We start from the raw sequence: 16,062 nt of genomic DNA on the forward strand, positions 1-16,062 counted from the left end.
CGACGGTGCGACGGGCTTGAGCCGGGAGAGCTCCGACCACGACATGACACCCGGGTTCAGGTGCGGCAGCAGCCCGGTCTCCTCCAGCACCCGGATCGCCATCGCCCGCACGTAGTCCAGCGTTGAGTCGTACCCCCGCTCGTCGAGCCACTGTCGAGCTTCGTCCCAGCGCTCCTCCGGCCGGTCACCGAGGGTGAAAAGTGCTTCCTTGCAGCCCAACTCGGCACCCCGGCGGGCGACCTCGAGAATCTCGTCGGGCTCCATGTACATGCCCATGCCCGCCGCGCGCAGCTTGCCGGGCACCGTGACGAAGGTGCAGTAATGGCAGGTATCGCGGCACAGATGCGTCACCGGGATGAACACCTTGCGCGAATAGCTGATGGGTAGCCGTCCGGCCGGACCCCGCCGGCCCGCCGCCTCCAGACCCGCGTCACGCACCCGCGCGGCGCTGGCACACAGGTCGGCCAGATCATCGCCGCGGGCAGTCATCGCGATCGCGGCCTCATCGACATTGAGCGCCACCCCGTCACGGGCCCGTCTCAACACCCGCCGCAAAGCGGCCACATCAGAACTCATTCGATAACTCGCTCAGAGGTTTCCGGGCTTGCTCAGCTGGTCCTGCCAGCGCCGTTCTGACTCGGTCACGAGAGCCCCTGCCATCCGTTCGATTGGTATGCGCAACAGAGCTCGCATCACAACGCCTGAACCGGGCACCAAGGCAATGAACCGGCCTCGCCAACTTATAGCGCACCCGTCCGCTTCCTCTTCGAGTGAAACCTCGCCCTGATAGTCCCTGACCGGCGTCCAGCCCAGTAATACATACTGCTGGCCGCGTGGCGGCACCGCCTCAACGATCAGCTCACGTACGACTAGACCAAGGGGGAAGGTCAAGCGTCGAGTTGCCTGCGCCCCCGACGGCACGTCGGGCGGGGGTTCCCACCGGCTGGAACGTACTCCCGGCGCCCACGTCGACCAGCTCGGCACGTCGTGCAATGTGTCGAATACCACCCCTCGAGGTGCCCGGCACAATCGTCGTACCTCGAAACTCAGGGGCTCACTCACTTTGGGGTCCGGCGTCAGCTGGGCACAACTGCATTGGCCAAGCCTACGTAGCCGATGCCCGCTGGCGGTCCATCAGACTTCGTGCCGCGCAACGCCGCAACCAGCCGACCCATATTCGCCGCTGAGTCCATTGCTAGGCTGAGATCACCCGCCGGAGCGTGATCGAGCAGGATCAGCTCGTCGACACCCGCTTCGACGTACGCCTTGAGCCGTTCCGCGACGTCCTCCGCGGTCCCGCTCACATGCGCGACGTCGCTGACCGCTTGCGGTGATACCTTGCGCGCCTCGGTGTACCACTCCTCTTTCGTCATCCGCTCGGGAACCAGGTGCCGCGCGTAGCCATAGTCTGGGCCGGCAGGATGCGTGAAACCATGCTGATCCCAATCGCTTCCGCGAGCGCAGCCGTAGATGTATGCATTCCATCGCATGTAGTCGGTCGCAGCTACCCGCTCGATGACCTCGGGATCGTCGTGCATCAGCACCATGGCAACCGCAGTGAACCCCAGCTTCTCGGGATCGCGTCCATGACGCTCTGCGGCTTCGCGAACCTTCACAATGTCGTCGGCCACCTGCTCGGGACCGCCCTGACAGAAGGACGGGATCACCGTCATCATCCCGTCGTAGCATTCGCCGATGATGTCGATATTGTCGGACGACGAACCGCAGGCGCCGTAAATTCGGGCGGTATTGTCACCGTATTGCGGGAGGTCGATTATTCCGCCCTTCATCGAGTACTTTTCGCCGTTGTATAGAATTGGCTCGCCAGGCCGATCAAGAATTGCGCGGATAATGCGCGAGGCGTCGTAGAACTTTGCCGTAGCACCGACACGTGAATGCCCGTACTGGAGCGCATTCTTGGCCTCCGAAACGCCCAGCGCCACTGTCGCCCGGCCGCCGGAGAGATGGTCGAGTGTGAGTATCTGCTGCGCCAGTCGAGTCGGCGAATTGCGGAGGGTGTCGATAGCCGCGATCGTTAGTCCGATCTTCTCTGTCTGGGCCGCAACCACGCCGGCAAGCATCAGCGCGTCGCAGAAACCGTGCTGGTGCTTCCACATCTTGGCGATCTCGAGGTCATAGAACGCCTCGTTGGGAACATTCCCCGAAATCTGGTCGGTGAAAGCGACGACATCCAGGCCGAGCTGTTCACACGCGATCGCCTGATTTACCGAATCGCGAACAGGCGTAAACATGCCCCCATAGACGCCGATTTTCAGATCTTTCCCAGTCACAGACGACTCCTAAGTAGTAGAGATTCCGCGCCCGCCCGCGGTAGGCAGGTCGTCAGATCGCAATGTCAGCTTGCATCGCCGCGGCTGGCTCGCTGTGATTACGATCACGGCGCGCAGATACATTCTTTCCACACACCTTTACAACTGTCAAGGTTGAACTTTCAGCATGACGAAAGTCCAAAACAAGATTGACTGCGGCAAGGCGTTCAGCCGCTAAAAAAGGGGCCAAAATCGTCACCATCACTAAAGACACGTTCACGTGGACGTGTACGCGTAAACACGGCGCGATCGCCGACGAGGACACCCTGGCAGCATCTACCGAGGCGCACGGCTACTCGACGGCCCTGGACCGAAGATGGAGCCGACCTCGCGTCCGATTCTGTTCCGCGAAACCTCACTGGGCATCACGACTAGCCCGCCGAAGGCGCCAAATTACCCACCCGGGACCAGTCCCGATGATTTCACGGGGTCACGTCTTTGTGACGTCGACCCGCAACCGCCGCAGCTTCGTCTCCTTGATATACCAACGGCCGCTGGCTTTTTCGTACGTCTCGAAGTAGTGGCCGTAACCATGAGCAGTCTGGTTCGATGACTCGTCGCCCCATCGCAATAGGTCTTCCATCGCCCAGATCCCCGTCGCCGTCGAATCCGACGTGATCTCGATCTCCGGGCAGTGGCCGTGATGGATGCTGTCGCATCCGGCAAGGAGACGGCTCACCTCATCGGCGATTTCGGGCCCGATCAGCACACGGCCCGCGACGTCGTCGCCGAAGTCCAAACGTCCGTCCGGCGCGAAGACCGCCTGGAAGCCATGCCAGTCCTTGGCATCGACGCAGCGGAAGTAGCGGGCCTTCAGATTCTTGATTTCTTCTATGGCTAACAGCTTTTCAATGCCGTCCACGTCCGCCGCTCCTTACCGCGATCGTCAGTTCGATACATCTTGGCGCCGCGGACCCCAAATGGTCATGGAGACCGTCGACAGGTCGAGAGTTTCGCTCAGCGGCATCTTCCCTTGTGCCATGCGGGCCATCAACCCCGCGAGCACATCGTCAACTTCCCCATCGAGCTCGTACACAGCGAGATAACGATGCGAAGGCGGTGGCAAAGTCGGCAGATCATCGCCGACAGGCGGCTCGAACACGGTCATGTCATACCGCCGTGCAGCCACCACGCCGGGACAATCCACCACATCGGGAAGATGCCGAGTGTCGTACCACTCGTTGAACGCTTCGTCTTGACCCTCCAGGGCGTTGCTGAAGACCAACATTAGCGACTTAGACATCGACTACCTTTCTCGAACCGTAAAATGGATGGCACCGTCTACAGCGAGTTATCACACTGCAGCGCTCGCTAATTCACCGACAAACTCCTGATGGGGCGAGTCGGCGATAGGACTCATGGCGGCGTGGACCGTTGTGCCCTCCGCCGTGCTATCGAGACCCTCAACTCGGGCCGGTAGTTCGAAAGAACCTGGGCATCTGTTTCCCGTCGAACCGTAGATGTCAGATTGCCACTCTCGAGGCCGGCGAGTAGGAGTTGTTTGGTCGCCGCCAACGCATCGGCACTGTGGTTACGCAGTTCGATGGCGGCCCGTAACGCTGCGTCGTCGACGTCCTCGTCGGGCCACACCTCGGCTACCATCCCTGCGGCGAGTGCCCCTGCTGCGTCGAGGATGCGCCCACGCAACATCAGATCGGCGGCGCGATTGGTACCAACGACTCTGGGCAAGAGGAAGCTAATGCCCATCTCGGCGGCAAGTACGCCTATGCGCGTCTGGGGAAGGCTGAATGCCGCTGATTCTCCCGCAAAGACGATGTCGGCGCCCAACGCTAGAGCAAGGCCGCCTCCGACGGCGGGTCCACGAACGGCGGCGACGACAACGGCGCGGGAGGCGCGCAGCCGCAACGGAATGTCAGCCAGCCGGTTCATTTGATCGACCAGAACCGCTGCCCCGCCCCGGCTTTCCGGATCGCCATCGTAATCGTTCATGTCGAACCCCGAACAGAACGCCCGGCCAACAGACCGAAGGAGTACCACCCGATGAGACCGCTCAGCTGCGAGGAGATCGAGGGCGCCGTGGATCCTTTCGACAGCGATGTCGTCCAACGCATTGAGCCGGTGCGGTCGGTTCAACGATATTCTCAAGACACCGTCGCTGGGGACATCGACGCTGACCCCGTCTTGGGTCGATGCTTCTTCGAGGCCGTTGGACACCACAGGCTTTCGTGCATTCGGCGATAGAGCGCGGTTCATTGTCGCGTGCCGCACCGACGGCCCCCACTCATGTCACCAACCACGCGAAGGCGATGAGCACCGACGCTACCGCGACTCCCCACAGCTCGTAGAGAACCCTCAAACCGATTGGCGCAGACCTCAACTCCATGAAATCCAGAAGCACCCACCGCACCTTGACGAAGGCGAGCACGATGATTTGTGTCCAGATGAGCGCTTGACTCTCGCTCAATCCGGCGCCGCCATGTCCGACCGTGAGCCAGAAGGCCACTAGTGTGACGCCGAGCAGCAACGCATATGACACGGTTGCTCGTTGGCGCACCAGTTCATTCATGATTCAGCCCCTTAGGTAGAACAGCGCGAACAGGACTATCCACAGGAGGTCCACCATGTGCCAGTAGATTCCACAGGTCTCGATGACCCCCATGCTCTTCGCGTCTGAGGAGACACCGGGACTCAGCGCTCGAATTCTCCGGCGCATGTAGACGAGCACGCCGATGCCCACCGAAGCATGCAACAAGTGCACGAATGTCATGACGAAGAAGAACATGAAGAAGTCGTTGGTGACGGGGGTGATCCCCTGCCCCAGCTTGGTCCCGTACTCGATCAGCTTCAGAACCGCAAAGGCCACGCCCAATGCCAGACCGCCCCTGGCCAGTTTGTCGGCCACGTCTAGCGCGCCCCTACGCGCCGCACTGATCGCCAACACCACCAGCCACGAACTGGTCAGCAGGATGACGGTATAGGCGAGGCCGAACGCCGGGATAACCGTGCTCTGCGCGGCGTGGAAGGCTTCGTAGTGATCGGCGCGATACCAGCCGTATATTCCGAACATCTCGGCGAAGATGAGCATGTCCAGGATCGCGAAGACCCAGATTCCCGGCTCCCCTGGGATGCGCCGCAGCCGTCTGACGCCGTCGCCCTTGACGCCCGAAGTTGTCGCGCTCATGTCAGATCCCCGCAACCGACGGGATGCGAATCGATTGGAGTTCGGTGTCATCGTTCGGCGTCTGGTCGGTGGACGATTCGCCGGCAAGCGCCGCCCGCGCAAGCGGGAGCCGCCGCACCTGCACGATCGCCATAACCAGTACCCACGCGAAGAACGAGACACCCGGCACCCAGAACGTCACCAAGCCGTTGTAGCTGAACGGGCCATTGTAGAAGAAAACCGATAGCGCTGAGAACAATTCGAGTGCGCCCGCCCACAGCGAGAAGTAGCCGGTCCAGCGCGGGAACATCGTCTGCTTGTTGGCGTCACTGAGGATGGCGAACCCGGTGAGCGTCTGCCACAACATGAACGGCGGCCAGGGGATGAGGAACAGGAACCAGATGAGATCGTAGAGCAACTGGGTAGTGTCCGGCGCTAGTGTATCGACGCGAAAGGCCATCGCAGATCCGATGACCCCGCACAGCATGCCGATCAACGCTCCTGTGAGACCTGTCAGGATTAGAACGCCGGTGGCCAGCGGTGACGAATTCGCGTACTTGCGAATCTGATAGGCGAGCGTCAGCGACCATGTGAGTAAGAAGGTCAGGCCACCGACGAGGACCAGCAGCATACCGATCAGAATCTGATACTTGATGTCCGATAGGTGCGCGGCCAGTTCGCCGGGTTTCGTCGAGGGCGACCAAACGGGCAGCAGCCCCGAAGCACCGAAACCTCCTCCGCAGATGATGACCCAGGCGATACCCGACCAGCCGCCAAGCCATTCCAATCGCCTGTCGTAACTGTCCGGATCTACCCGTCCCGTCGAGGTCATCTCCAGCTCCTCCGCTTCGTTGGGTGTGCTGCGCGTCGCGCCGCCGCCCCGATGCCTATTGGGCGCCACTGGCAAATATACGTCTGCGCTACAGCAATAGCAATGTGTAGCGTGATTAGTCTCCGGTCCCACCGTTCGCCGAACCCAAGCGCGCCAACGCAACCCGAAGGCGCAGCGACGCGCCCGCCGTCAGTCCACTTGGCGTGCAGCGTCATCGGCGAGCACATTCTTTCCGTCCCTGACCTGACGCATCACGATGAGTTCACCCTTGTAGCCCCGGTGATCCCACGGTCCGTACGAGATGTGATTGCCGGGGCCGCCCGCGGCGGCGTCGAGCCGGCGAATCGTCTCGAGGCCGCGGCGCAACCCGTCACGCGAATGCGGCCGGGACCGAGCCAACCCGTGCGCGACGACGTTGCCCATGTCGTAGCCCTGTGCGGTGTAACAGTGCACGGGTCGGCGGCCGAACCGCTTCTCGAAGCGATCGAGCATGGACGTGAACGTCGCGTTCCGCTCGTCGAACTGGTCGACTCCCACCCAGCCCTCGAAGTTGTCGATCAGTCCGACGTAGGGGGTCAACCCCTCGATCGTGCCCATGAAGATCGACATCGTGATCCGTGCCGCGTCGTACCCGTCGGCGGCCAGCTTCTGCGAGGCGCCCAGGATCGCGAATGCGTTGGCGCCGAATCCGACGTACACGTACGCCTGGGCGCCCGCGTCCTTCATCGCGGTCACTGCAGCCAGCGCTGCGTCGCCGTCGATGAACGACCCCACCGGCACGTCCGCAACCACCGAGACGCCGCGCGCATGAGCCCGACTCTTGAGGTAAATCGTGTACTCGTCACCGAGCAGGTTGTCCTCGCGGATGATGCCGATCCGGCTGGCGCCGCACACGTCGACCGCGTGGTCGACGATGATGATGGCCTCATCGGAGAACGTTCCATTTGGCGTCAGGAACGTCCACGGCCCCGCGAGATCGAGCCCGCCGCTCTGCGCGATCAGCGGGATTTCCATCTTCTCGACATAGGGCTTGACTACAGGCACGTTCTCGGACGTGTGGGGTCCGATGAGCGCGATCGGTTGAAAGTCCCGGATCACCTCGTCCACGGCCTCGAGCACGCTCGTCGCCCGCGCGTACGGCAGCCCCTCGAGTTCGACGACCTTCAGTTCGACGGGGCGGTCCAGCAGTCCGGACTCGGTGGCCTCGTCGAACGCCAACTGCGTCGCGTCGTACTGATCGTGGAGGGGCTGCAGTCCGACACCCCAGTCTTGGATGATCGCCACCCGATGAGGCTCCTTGACGCCGGAGCCAACCTTGGACAGCGTGCTGGAGATTGCTTCTGGGTAGTCGGCCACGGCCACTCCTCTGTGGGTCGGACGAACCGCTTGTGACATGTCCTTGCCGAACGATGCCGTGGGTCGTACGCTAGGAAGGAATCGACTCACTTGTCAAGTACGTCCAGACGCCGACATGCACGCAATGCCCTGCGAAGCAGGGCCTTTCGCACAGGCGCAACGCCATGACTTCCGACTGACAGTGGATCGGGGCCAATCGCTCGGCACGTCGCTGGCCAGATGGTGGTGGTTGACGGCGACTCCACCCCAGGCGTCACGCGGTGAAAGCATTCTTGACAAGTGTGTCGGCTCACGCATACCGTAATCAAACGCCGCATACGTCAACGATTCGCGGTGACTTCTACACGGCGCCGGCCACGCGGCGAACCGATTGAGCTGAAGGACAAGTACATGGGCAAGTTGGACGGCAAGGTCGCCTTCATCACCGGTGCAGGCAGGGGCCAGGGCAGGGCGCACGCGGTAAGGCTCGCCGAAGAAGGCGCCGATGTCATCGCCGTCGACATCTGCGCCGACCTGCCCACGGTGCCGTACTCACTGTCCACGCGCGAAGACCTCGAGCACACCGCCAAGCTCGTCGGCGACACGGGTTCGAAGATCGTCACCAAGATTGCCGATGTCCGTGACATCGCTGCACTGCGCGCTGCGTTCAACGACGGCGTGGCGGAACTCGGTGGACGGATCGACATCGTGGTGGCCAACGCCGGGATCATGCACTTCGGCGACGTCGACGAGAACCACGAGGACGACGACGCGTCGTGGGAGCTCGCGGTGGCAGTCCTCCTCGGGGGCGTGCGCAACACGATCAAGGTCAGCCGTCAGGCGTTGATCGACGGCGGGCGCGGCGGCGCGATCATCATCATCAGCTCAGCGGCGGGCCTCAAGGGCATGTCCGACGGCAACGGCGGACCCGATGGCTACGTCGCCTCCAAGCACGGCGTCGTCGGATTGATGCGGACCTACGCCAACATCCTTGCCCTGCACAGCATTCGAGTGAACACCATCCACCCCACCGGGGTGATGACGCCGATGATCATGAACGAGTCATTCGCCAACTGGGTCACCACCCACCCGGAGATCGCCGACCGGATGACCAACCCGATGCCGGTGCCCGCGCTCGACCCGACCGATGTCAGCCACACCGTCGCGTTCCTCGCTTCAGACGAAGCGAAGTACATCACCGGCGTGACGCTGCCGGTCGACGCCGGTTTCAACGCACGTTTGTAGGACCGGAGGCGAATTCGTAGGCGAGCAAACGAGGCACTCATGTCGCAGAACGATTCACCCATCCGCGCCACGGTCGATCTCGATCACCATTCGCCGGACTACCGTGACCACGCCTACGAGAAGTTCCGTGCGATGCAGGAATCCGGTTGCCCGGTAGCTTTTTCCGAGCATCACGGCGGTTTCTGGGCACTCGCCGACTACGCTTCTGTCTTCGACGGTGCCCGCGACGACGACCTGTTCAACTCGTATCCCTCCGTTGGGGTGCCAGCGAGCGGGATGCCCTTCGCCATCATCCCTATCGAAAGTGACCCGCCCCAGACCAAGGAGTTGCGCGAGGCAACGCTTCCTCAGTTCTCCCCCGGAGCGGCCGACCGGCTACGGCCACTCACGTTGCAACTGGCCGATGAGTTGATCGACGAATTCATCGAGGACGGCTCATGCGACATCGTCGCAGCTTTCACCACTCCGCTTCCCGCCCGTTTGATCCTGCGGCTGCTGGGATGGGACGAGACCCGCTATCGCGAGTGGTCGTCGTGGGTCCATTCGGTCGTCCACGAGCGGGCGAAGAATCCCGACCTCGCCGGGGCGGCGGGTATGGAGCTGTTCGCCGAGATCAACAAGCAGTTGACCGAGCGACGCGAGAAGGGATTGGGCGGCGACCTGTTCAGCTCGATCATTCGCGGCACGCTGGACGGTCAACCGCTGGACGACATTCAGATCTCGATGTACGGATTTCTGATGATGCTCGGCGGTATGGACACCACCAGCGGGCTGACCGGCAACGTGCTGCTGCGCATCAGCGAGAACGAAGACCTGCGAAAGCGACTCATCGACGATCCTGGGCTGATCGTCACGGGCACCGACGAGTTCCTCCGGCTCGATGGGCCGCTGCTCGGTATCGCTAGGACGGTATCGCGCGACTGCGAGTTCCACGGTCAGCAGCTCGGGGCCGGCGACCGCGCCATCCTCATGTGGGGCGCTGCGAACCGGGACCCCGAAGTGTTCGCCGATCCCGATACGGTCGACCTGACGCGCAAGGAAGCCCGCAAGCACATGGCGTTCGGCATTGGCATCCACCGCTGCCTCGGCTCGCATTTCGCCAAGGTGTTCTTCCAGGTGATGCTGGAGAAGGTGCTCGAGCGCCTGCCCGACTTCGCACTCGCCGGCGAGTACCGGCGATTCGACGACGCGAGCGAAGTTCACGCCGTCTGCAGTCTGCCGATCACGTTCACCCCCGGAAAACGCATTTCGCCGCGCACTTGAACCGTCGCCACCTGCCCCGTGAGCGGTTGAGTCAGTTTCAACGACGAACATTCCGAGTTCGGCGAGACCATGTCGAACCTGCTCGACGTGCCTGCCGTCGGCGCCAACAGCATCAGCGAAGGAATGTTGTGTTCGACCGGCGAATCATGTTGCTACACAATCTGAGCAACCGTCAGGCGAGGATGTTCTTGCCATCGCGCACTTGCCGCACGACGATATAGTCGCCCTTGTATCCGCGGTGGTCGTTGGGCCCGAAGCTGATAACCGTGCCTTTGCCTCCGTTGGCGGCCGGGAGCATCCTCACTTGCTCGAGGCCCTCGCGGAACCCGTAACGATCTTTGGGTTTCGACAGCCCTATGCCTTCGGCGGCCGCCATGCCGATGTCCCAGCCGATCGTGGTGTAGCAGTGGTCGGGGCGGCGACCGTAACGCTTCTCGAATCGGTCCAGCATCGCCTGACCCACTTCGTTGTTCTCGGAGAATTGATCGATGCCGGCCCAGCCCTCGTACATGTCCAGCGTGAAGCCGTAGCCCAGTCCGGGGATGGTGCCCATGAACATCGAGGACATGATTTTGACTGGGTCCCAGTCCATCTTCGGCATCACGTTGAGAATGTTCGGTCCGACGGGCGTTCCCCAGCCCATGAATGCCAGCGATTCGGCTCCGGACCGCTGCACTGCCTCGAGGTGCGCCGCCACCGCACTCTCGGTTGAAATTGTGTCGACGATGCGAAGTTCCTTGATCGTCAGGCCCACCCGGCGAGCGGCGAGTCGAAAAAATTTGAAGTACTCGTCGCCCAGTAGGTTGTCCTCTTGGATTACGCCGACTGTCTTCACACCTTGTGAGTGAAGCCACCGAGCCATGATGATGCCTTCGTCGCAGAAGGTTCCGTTGGGAATGTCGAAACACCAGGGACCGTCAAAGTCCAGCGTTCCGCACATGCTGATGGTCGGGATCTCCTCCCGATTTATATAGCGACCGAAGGACTTCATGTTTTCGGTGACCCACGGGCCGAGCATGCCCATGATGTTCTCTTCGCCTACGAGTTTGCGCCAAGTGTTGAGCAGCGGCTCGAACTGGCCGTAGGGCCAGGCCTCTTGCTGGCGCACAACGAGTTCGACAGGTCGATCAAGTATTCCGCATTCGGCCGCTTCATCGAATGCCAAGCGCATGGCATCGAATTGATCAGTGATCGGGTCGCAGTCGACGGAGAAGTCTTGCAACACACCGAGTCTGTACGGGTCCAGGTAGAAGTCGAGACCCATCTTCGCCGCGGATCGAGGTGCAGTTCCGCTGTCATTCACGGCCATGATTCTCCCGTACCACAGTCGGAGCTACTCGCCGTGGGTGCGAGCTACCAACATGTTCGATGATGAAGTGAGCATACTGACTTGGGACATACATGACAAGAGTGTCGATTATTGGACCGACGCGAGACTGCGGACGATCGGCTTGCGCCGCTTGATAGAAGATGGCTTCGAAGCCGTCCATGAAGCGCGCGTCATGAAAGTGCTCCTAGATCCCAAGCAGTGCCTCGGAACAATTATCTCGGGTACTTCGCGTTCGCCGGCGCATAGGCTGACGCCATGCCAGTCGACCTCGAGCGGACCGATTGGACCGCGCTGGGGTAACCACGCTCGCGGTCGGACGTCGCCCGAATGCGGTGGAGACCGGTCGACTGGGCCGCGATCGACGAGACCCGAGCCCGTCAGGGTTCCGACAGGCTCGCCATCATCACCGTGGTTGTCGCCCACTGCCCAGACGTCATCGCGCCGTCGACCGTGAGGATCTGGCCGTTGACGTAGGACGCGCCGTCGCTGCACAAGTAGGAGACGGCCGAGGCGATGTCATCCTCGTTGCCGAGGCGGGCCGCGGGAATGATGCGACCGACATCGGCGAGCAGGCCGGCGGGCAACAGCTCGAAGGTCTTGCCCATGTCGGTGATTCCCGAAGCGATGCTGTTCACCCGTACGCCGCTGCCCGCGAGTTCCATTGCCGCGGTGCGCGAAACCATGTCCAGCGCCGCCTTGCTTGCCGAGTAGGTCGCCAGAAACGGCGCAGGTTGACTGCCTCCGATGCTGCTCATGTTGACCACGACGCCGTATCCTCGTTCGGACATGCCCGGCGCGAACGCCTTCATGAGGCGCACCGCAGCGAACACGTTGACGTCGAAGATCGTCTTCCACGCATCGAGGTCGGCCATCGTGATGGGTGACCACTGCTCCTCTGCGGCAGCGTTGTTCACCAGGATGTCGATCGGCCCCGCCTCGGCACACAGACCTTCGACATGCGCGTCATTGGACACGTCTGCGGTGATTACCCTCGCCTGGCCGCCCGCCGCCTCGATCTCGGCGGCCACGGCCTCGAGCGCATCGCGGCCCCGACCGACCAGCACGGTGTCGGCCCCCTCCGCCGCCAAGCGGCGCGCCGACGCTCGACCTAGGCCGCGACCCGCCCCGGTGACCAACGCGGCCCGACCGTCGTGTGATCGCTCCATCCGGTCGGTCACGGGACGTACACGCTGTCGTGCAGGAACACGATGCGACCAATCACCAAGATGAGTGGCTGTGCGATGAAGATGGCGACGTTCATCGTGGCGATCCACACGGCGAGTCTGGCGAACTCCCGCGTCATGCCGACGGGCAGGGTGTGGACGCGAAAGAGCTTCTCGTTCTGATAATTTCCATCGTCATCCTCGCGAAGCGTCAACGTGATGAACACCGCGAAAAGGAGGAAGGGAATTGCTGGCCAGACGAAGGAGAGCGACCCACGATCCGAGGTCCACGCCAAACCGACTGGCTCGACGTAGCTGTACCAGCCCGCCAACGTCATCAAGCGCTCACCGAGGATGTCGACGACGTAGAACACCGCCATGCACGACGCGATCAGGAGTGCGGTCGGAGCGACCTTCGGCAACATGCGCTGCAATCCTGCGTGGATCTTCGGCACCACCTTCAGGAGGATGACGCACTCGACGGCGAAGAAGACGCCGTAACCGAAGATGACCCCGACCGGTTTCCAGTACGTCTGATACCAGGTCGACGTCCATCCGCTGAACTGCAGGAAGTCCCGGTTGTACACCAGGTACGAACCCCAGTCCGCCGGCCACTCGATCCAGAACATCGTGGTCCCCGCGAGGAAGAGTAGGGCGGGCATGGAGAACGTGCGCGTGCGCACCAGTTGAACGGCGAACGAGATGAACAGCACCGCCCACACCGCAGGGAACACGTAGGTGAAGACCCAGGGCACGTACGCGTCGTCGAGATGATCGGAAGGGTAAGGGGGTTCGACGACCGTGGCGCTGTTGTCTGTCAGCACCAGGGTCCCCACTACCAGCGCCGTGAGTACGGCGACCACCACCCACGGCAACCACGCAGCGGTCCGGGACGGCGGAGTGACGATTGCACTCGCCGGCGGCGCCTCCTTCGGTGAATCTATGGACATCGTCGTCCTCTCATCTGTGGTTGCAAAGTCATTACCAAGCAACTGCTTTGGCCGCGCTGCGACCGATGACACCCGCTTCGCGGAGACCGCGATACTCCTCGTCCGAGAGTCCTACTTGCCCCAGCCAGACCGCGTCGTCGTGTTCACCGAGCATGGGTGCGGGACCTGCCAGACGCTGCCCTGCAATCGACGACCAACGCACGGGAATGCTGGCGTGGGTGTTGACCCCCGTCTTCGCGTGCTCGATCGTTTCGAAGAACCCGCGGTGCTCGAGTTGTTCCTGTTGGGGCACCATGTGGCCCAACACCACTTCTCCGACTGCGACACCACCAGTCAACAGTGCACCGACGACGTCGGCGACCGTGCTGCCGGATGTCCACTCGAGGATCGCCGCGTCGATCTCGTCGTGCCGTTCGCGCCGCTGCAACACCGACCACGGCGCCCAGTCCGTCCGCTCGATGAGTGCACAGAGGGCCTGCCAGCTCGCGTCGTCGACAACGGACAGGGCCACCCAGCGTCGGTCCCCAAGGCCCACCGGATCCGGCTCGGAGGTGGGGTAAACGCCTTGTGGTGCGTACATGTTCGAGCGGTTGCCGGTGCGCTCACGATCGACCCCGTACGCGCTCTGCTCAATGACGACTTCAGCGGCGACGCTGAGGGCCGCGGAGATCATCGGGGCCTCGACCAGCACACCGTCTTCGCCGGCGGCCACCCGCTCGAGGGCCAGGATGAGCGCGAGCGTGGCGTGACTGCCTGCGATGGGATCACATGGTCCGTTGGGGATTTCGGGCGTCGAATCGGGCCAGCCCGTCACGCTGGCCATGCCCGAGGCCATCTCCATGGTCTGCGCGTAGCCGCCGCGGTCGCGCCACGGGCCATCCAAGCCGTAAGCCGGCATCCGCACCATCACCGCTCGCGAATTCACCTGGTGCACTTCGTCCCAGCTCAGTCCCCAGGACTCCATCACGTGGGGGCTGTAGTTCTCGACCACGACGTCGCACGTGGCGATCAGCCGGCGGGCCAGTTGACGTCCCTCGTCGGTGCTCATGTCGACCGTCACCGAGCGCTTGCCGGTGTTGGTGCCGGCGAAGATGCCCGAGAATTCGGGCCAGTCCGGATCGGACATTGGCTTGCACGTGTTGTTGCGGATCGCGTCGGGCCGCTTGCCGCCCTCGATGTGAATGACCTCCGCCCCGAGGGTGGCAAGGAGGTGGCCGACGATCGGACCCGCCCAGTTCGCGGTGAAGTCGGCGACACGAACACCTTCGAACGGCCTGCCGCGCTTGGGCTCGGGCGTCGATGGCGACCAGTCCGGCAGGCGGCCCGAACCGAGCACGGGGGCCGGACCACGCTGCGGTTGATCCACTCCGTGCATGCGCCACGGCACAGCGGGCTGTAGAAACCCGCCGCTGGCATTGGTCTCGAACGCCTTGCGCTCGGCGAGGTGTTCCACTTCGGGGATCGAAGCGCCCGTACCCACCAGTGCCGCCGGCACCCGCAGTACGTCGGCGATCTCAAGTATCTCGGCACAGGTGCGCTGCGAGGCCCACTCGTCGATCGCACCCATGAGCTCGTGGCGTCGGCGGAAGCGGTGCGCCATGATTCCCAGCTCGGCGTCGTCCATCCAATCGGTGCGATCGATGAGCGAACAGAAGTCCAGCCACTGCTGACCGGTGACCACCATGAAGCCGACGTAACCGTCCTTGGTGGCGTGGATGTCAGGGAGGTTGCGTGCTCGGATCGGCCGCAGCGGTGTGCCCGCGATGGTGTACCAAGACACCGGATGCACGGTGGTGGCCAAGATCAACGACTCGAGCAGCGACACGTCGAGAAGTGCTGCGCCTCCGCCGAACAGAGCGGCGCCCGTGTGGACGGCGGCGAACATTCCCGCCACCCACTCGCCGAGCCGGCCGCCGGCCATCAGTGGCGGCCGCTCCGGCGCCCCGCGTTGACCGGGACCACCCGACATGGCTTGCAGCGTGAGGTCGGTCGCGGGCCGGTCCACCCAGGGGCCGTCCAAGCCGAAGTCTGTGATGGCCGTGATGACGGCACCTGCGTTCAGCGCCCTCATCTGGGCCGGGGGCAGCGCTCGGGCGATGTCACTGTGCGGTGACCACAGAATCACGTCGGCTGCGCTGACCGCGGCCCGTAGCTCGGCGGCCTCCGTCACCACCACTGATGTGGCCCCTGCGGCCAGGAACTGGAACAGCGCTCCGTCACCGCTCGCCGAGCCGGAATGCGACCACGCGCGAAGGGGATCTCCAGCCGGATCCTCCACGCGCACGACCTCGGCGCCGCAGTCGGCGAGCAACCTCGCGCAGTAGCCACCGGCGAGGTCACCGGCCAGGCTGAGCACCCGAGCGGTGGCAATTGTCGGTGCGGTCACGTGTGTGGCCCTCCCAGTAGTCAGCGGCCTCGCCGCAGCGCCGCAGTCGTCAAATCACCTGCGCACGATCCGAATCAGCAGAAGCCCGTACTCATTCGAGCAGCCGA

At 63.0% G+C, this 16,062-nt stretch carries 15 protein-coding genes and 1 pseudogene; 2 read left to right on the forward strand and 14 right to left on the reverse strand.

Annotated elements, in window-relative coordinates; genetic code table 11:
• From N536_RS39615 to N536_RS0127195, 10 genes and pseudogenes are all read right to left on the reverse strand, one after another.
• Positions 1–576: pseudogene (locus N536_RS39615) on the reverse strand (radical SAM protein); the annotation flags it as partial.
• Positions 577–588: 12 nt separating this feature from the next.
• Positions 589–1,062, reverse strand: coding sequence for an SRPBCC family protein (locus N536_RS43630; RefSeq protein WP_197040247.1), 474 nt, complete (start codon positions 1,060–1,062; stop codon positions 589–591).
• A 14-nt stretch (positions 1,063–1,076) separates the two neighbouring features.
• A complete protein-coding gene (locus tag N536_RS0127160) occupies positions 1,077–2,291 on the reverse strand; it encodes an LLM class flavin-dependent oxidoreductase (protein ID WP_155948748.1) in 1,215 nt (404 codons plus the stop codon).
• 469 nt (positions 2,292–2,760) lie between these two features.
• On the reverse strand, positions 2,761–3,192 hold the full coding sequence (locus tag N536_RS0127165; RefSeq protein ID WP_029116489.1) for a nuclear transport factor 2 family protein: 432 nt from the start codon (positions 3,190–3,192) through the stop codon (positions 2,761–2,763).
• 24 nt (positions 3,193–3,216) lie between these two features.
• Positions 3,217–3,573, reverse strand: a complete 357-nt coding sequence (locus N536_RS0127170) for a DUF4286 family protein (RefSeq protein WP_029116490.1) — start codon at positions 3,571–3,573, stop codon at positions 3,217–3,219.
• A gap of 113 nt (positions 3,574–3,686) precedes the next feature.
• Entirely contained in the window at positions 3,687–4,505 is an 819-nt protein-coding gene (locus tag N536_RS39620) for an enoyl-CoA hydratase/isomerase family protein (RefSeq protein WP_197040248.1), read from the reverse strand.
• A 67-nt stretch (positions 4,506–4,572) separates the two neighbouring features.
• Positions 4,573–4,857, reverse strand: a complete 285-nt coding sequence (locus tag N536_RS0127180) for a cytochrome C oxidase subunit IV family protein (RefSeq protein ID WP_029116491.1) — start codon at positions 4,855–4,857, stop codon at positions 4,573–4,575.
• 3 nt (positions 4,858–4,860) lie between these two features.
• Entirely contained in the window at positions 4,861–5,472 is a 612-nt protein-coding gene (locus N536_RS0127185; RefSeq protein ID WP_029116492.1) for a cytochrome c oxidase subunit 3, read from the reverse strand.
• Position 5,473: 1 nt separating this feature from the next.
• Positions 5,474–6,283, reverse strand: coding sequence for a hypothetical protein (locus tag N536_RS0127190; protein ID WP_029116493.1), 810 nt, complete (start codon positions 6,281–6,283; stop codon positions 5,474–5,476).
• A 189-nt stretch (positions 6,284–6,472) separates the two neighbouring features.
• Complete coding sequence (locus tag N536_RS0127195; RefSeq protein WP_197040249.1) at positions 6,473–7,639, reverse strand: ABC transporter substrate-binding protein; 1,167 nt, start codon at positions 7,637–7,639, stop codon at positions 6,473–6,475.
• Positions 7,640–8,029: 390 nt separating this feature from the next.
• Between N536_RS0127195 and N536_RS0127200 the strand changes: the two genes are divergently transcribed.
• Both N536_RS0127200 and N536_RS0127205 read left to right on the forward strand, forming a co-directional pair.
• The gene (locus N536_RS0127200) at positions 8,030–8,863 is read left to right on the forward strand and encodes a mycofactocin-coupled SDR family oxidoreductase (RefSeq protein WP_029116495.1); all 834 of its coding nucleotides are present in this window, start codon (positions 8,030–8,032) and stop codon (positions 8,861–8,863) included.
• 39 nt (positions 8,864–8,902) lie between these two features.
• The gene (locus N536_RS0127205; protein WP_029116496.1) at positions 8,903–10,126 is read left to right on the forward strand and encodes a cytochrome P450; all 1,224 of its coding nucleotides are present in this window, start codon (positions 8,903–8,905) and stop codon (positions 10,124–10,126) included.
• A gap of 172 nt (positions 10,127–10,298) precedes the next feature.
• On the opposite strand, the gene N536_RS0127215 is transcribed toward N536_RS0127205, so the two are convergent.
• The 4 genes from N536_RS0127215 to N536_RS0127230 all read right to left on the reverse strand — a co-directional run bounded on the left by N536_RS0127215 (position 10,299) and on the right by N536_RS0127230 (position 15,955).
• Complete coding sequence (locus N536_RS0127215; RefSeq protein ID WP_081809401.1) at positions 10,299–11,435, reverse strand: ABC transporter substrate-binding protein; 1,137 nt, start codon at positions 11,433–11,435, stop codon at positions 10,299–10,301.
• Positions 11,436–11,833: 398 nt separating this feature from the next.
• Entirely contained in the window at positions 11,834–12,634 is an 801-nt protein-coding gene (locus N536_RS39625; protein ID WP_051574803.1) for an SDR family NAD(P)-dependent oxidoreductase, read from the reverse strand.
• A complete protein-coding gene (locus N536_RS0127225; RefSeq protein WP_029116498.1) occupies positions 12,631–13,569 on the reverse strand; it encodes a hypothetical protein in 939 nt (312 codons plus the stop codon). The genes N536_RS39625 and N536_RS0127225 overlap by 4 nt, the downstream gene beginning before the upstream one ends.
• 31 nt (positions 13,570–13,600) lie before the next feature.
• A complete protein-coding gene (locus N536_RS0127230; RefSeq protein ID WP_029116499.1) occupies positions 13,601–15,955 on the reverse strand; it encodes a CoA transferase in 2,355 nt (784 codons plus the stop codon).
• Positions 15,956–16,062: the final 107 nt, after the last annotated feature.

The sequence above is a fragment of the Mycobacterium sp. URHB0044 genome (assembly GCF_000620625.1).
Classification (GTDB): Bacteria; Actinomycetota; Actinomycetes; order Mycobacteriales; family Mycobacteriaceae; genus Mycobacterium.

Excerpts from the sequence above, each read along its gene's own strand:
- N536_RS0127170 (WP_029116490.1), bottom strand. The coding sequence starts at position 3,573 with ATGTCTAAGTCGCTAATGTTGGTCTTCAGCAACGCCCTGGAGGGTCAA.
- N536_RS0127180 (WP_029116491.1), bottom strand. The coding sequence starts at position 4,857 with ATGAATGAACTGGTGCGCCAACGAGCAACCGTGTCATATGCGTTGCTG.
- N536_RS0127185 (WP_029116492.1), bottom strand. The coding sequence starts at position 5,472 with ATGAGCGCGACAACTTCGGGCGTCAAGGGCGACGGCGTCAGACGGCTG.
- N536_RS0127190 (WP_029116493.1), bottom strand. The coding sequence starts at position 6,283 with ATGACCTCGACGGGACGGGTAGATCCGGACAGTTACGACAGGCGATTG.
- N536_RS0127200 (WP_029116495.1), top strand. The coding sequence starts at position 8,030 with ATGGGCAAGTTGGACGGCAAGGTCGCCTTCATCACCGGTGCAGGCAGG.
- N536_RS0127205 (WP_029116496.1), top strand. The coding sequence starts at position 8,903 with ATGTCGCAGAACGATTCACCCATCCGCGCCACGGTCGATCTCGATCAC.
- N536_RS0127215 (WP_081809401.1), bottom strand. The coding sequence starts at position 11,435 with ATGGCCGTGAATGACAGCGGAACTGCACCTCGATCCGCGGCGAAGATG.
- N536_RS0127225 (WP_029116498.1), bottom strand. The coding sequence starts at position 13,569 with ATGTCCATAGATTCACCGAAGGAGGCGCCGCCGGCGAGTGCAATCGTC.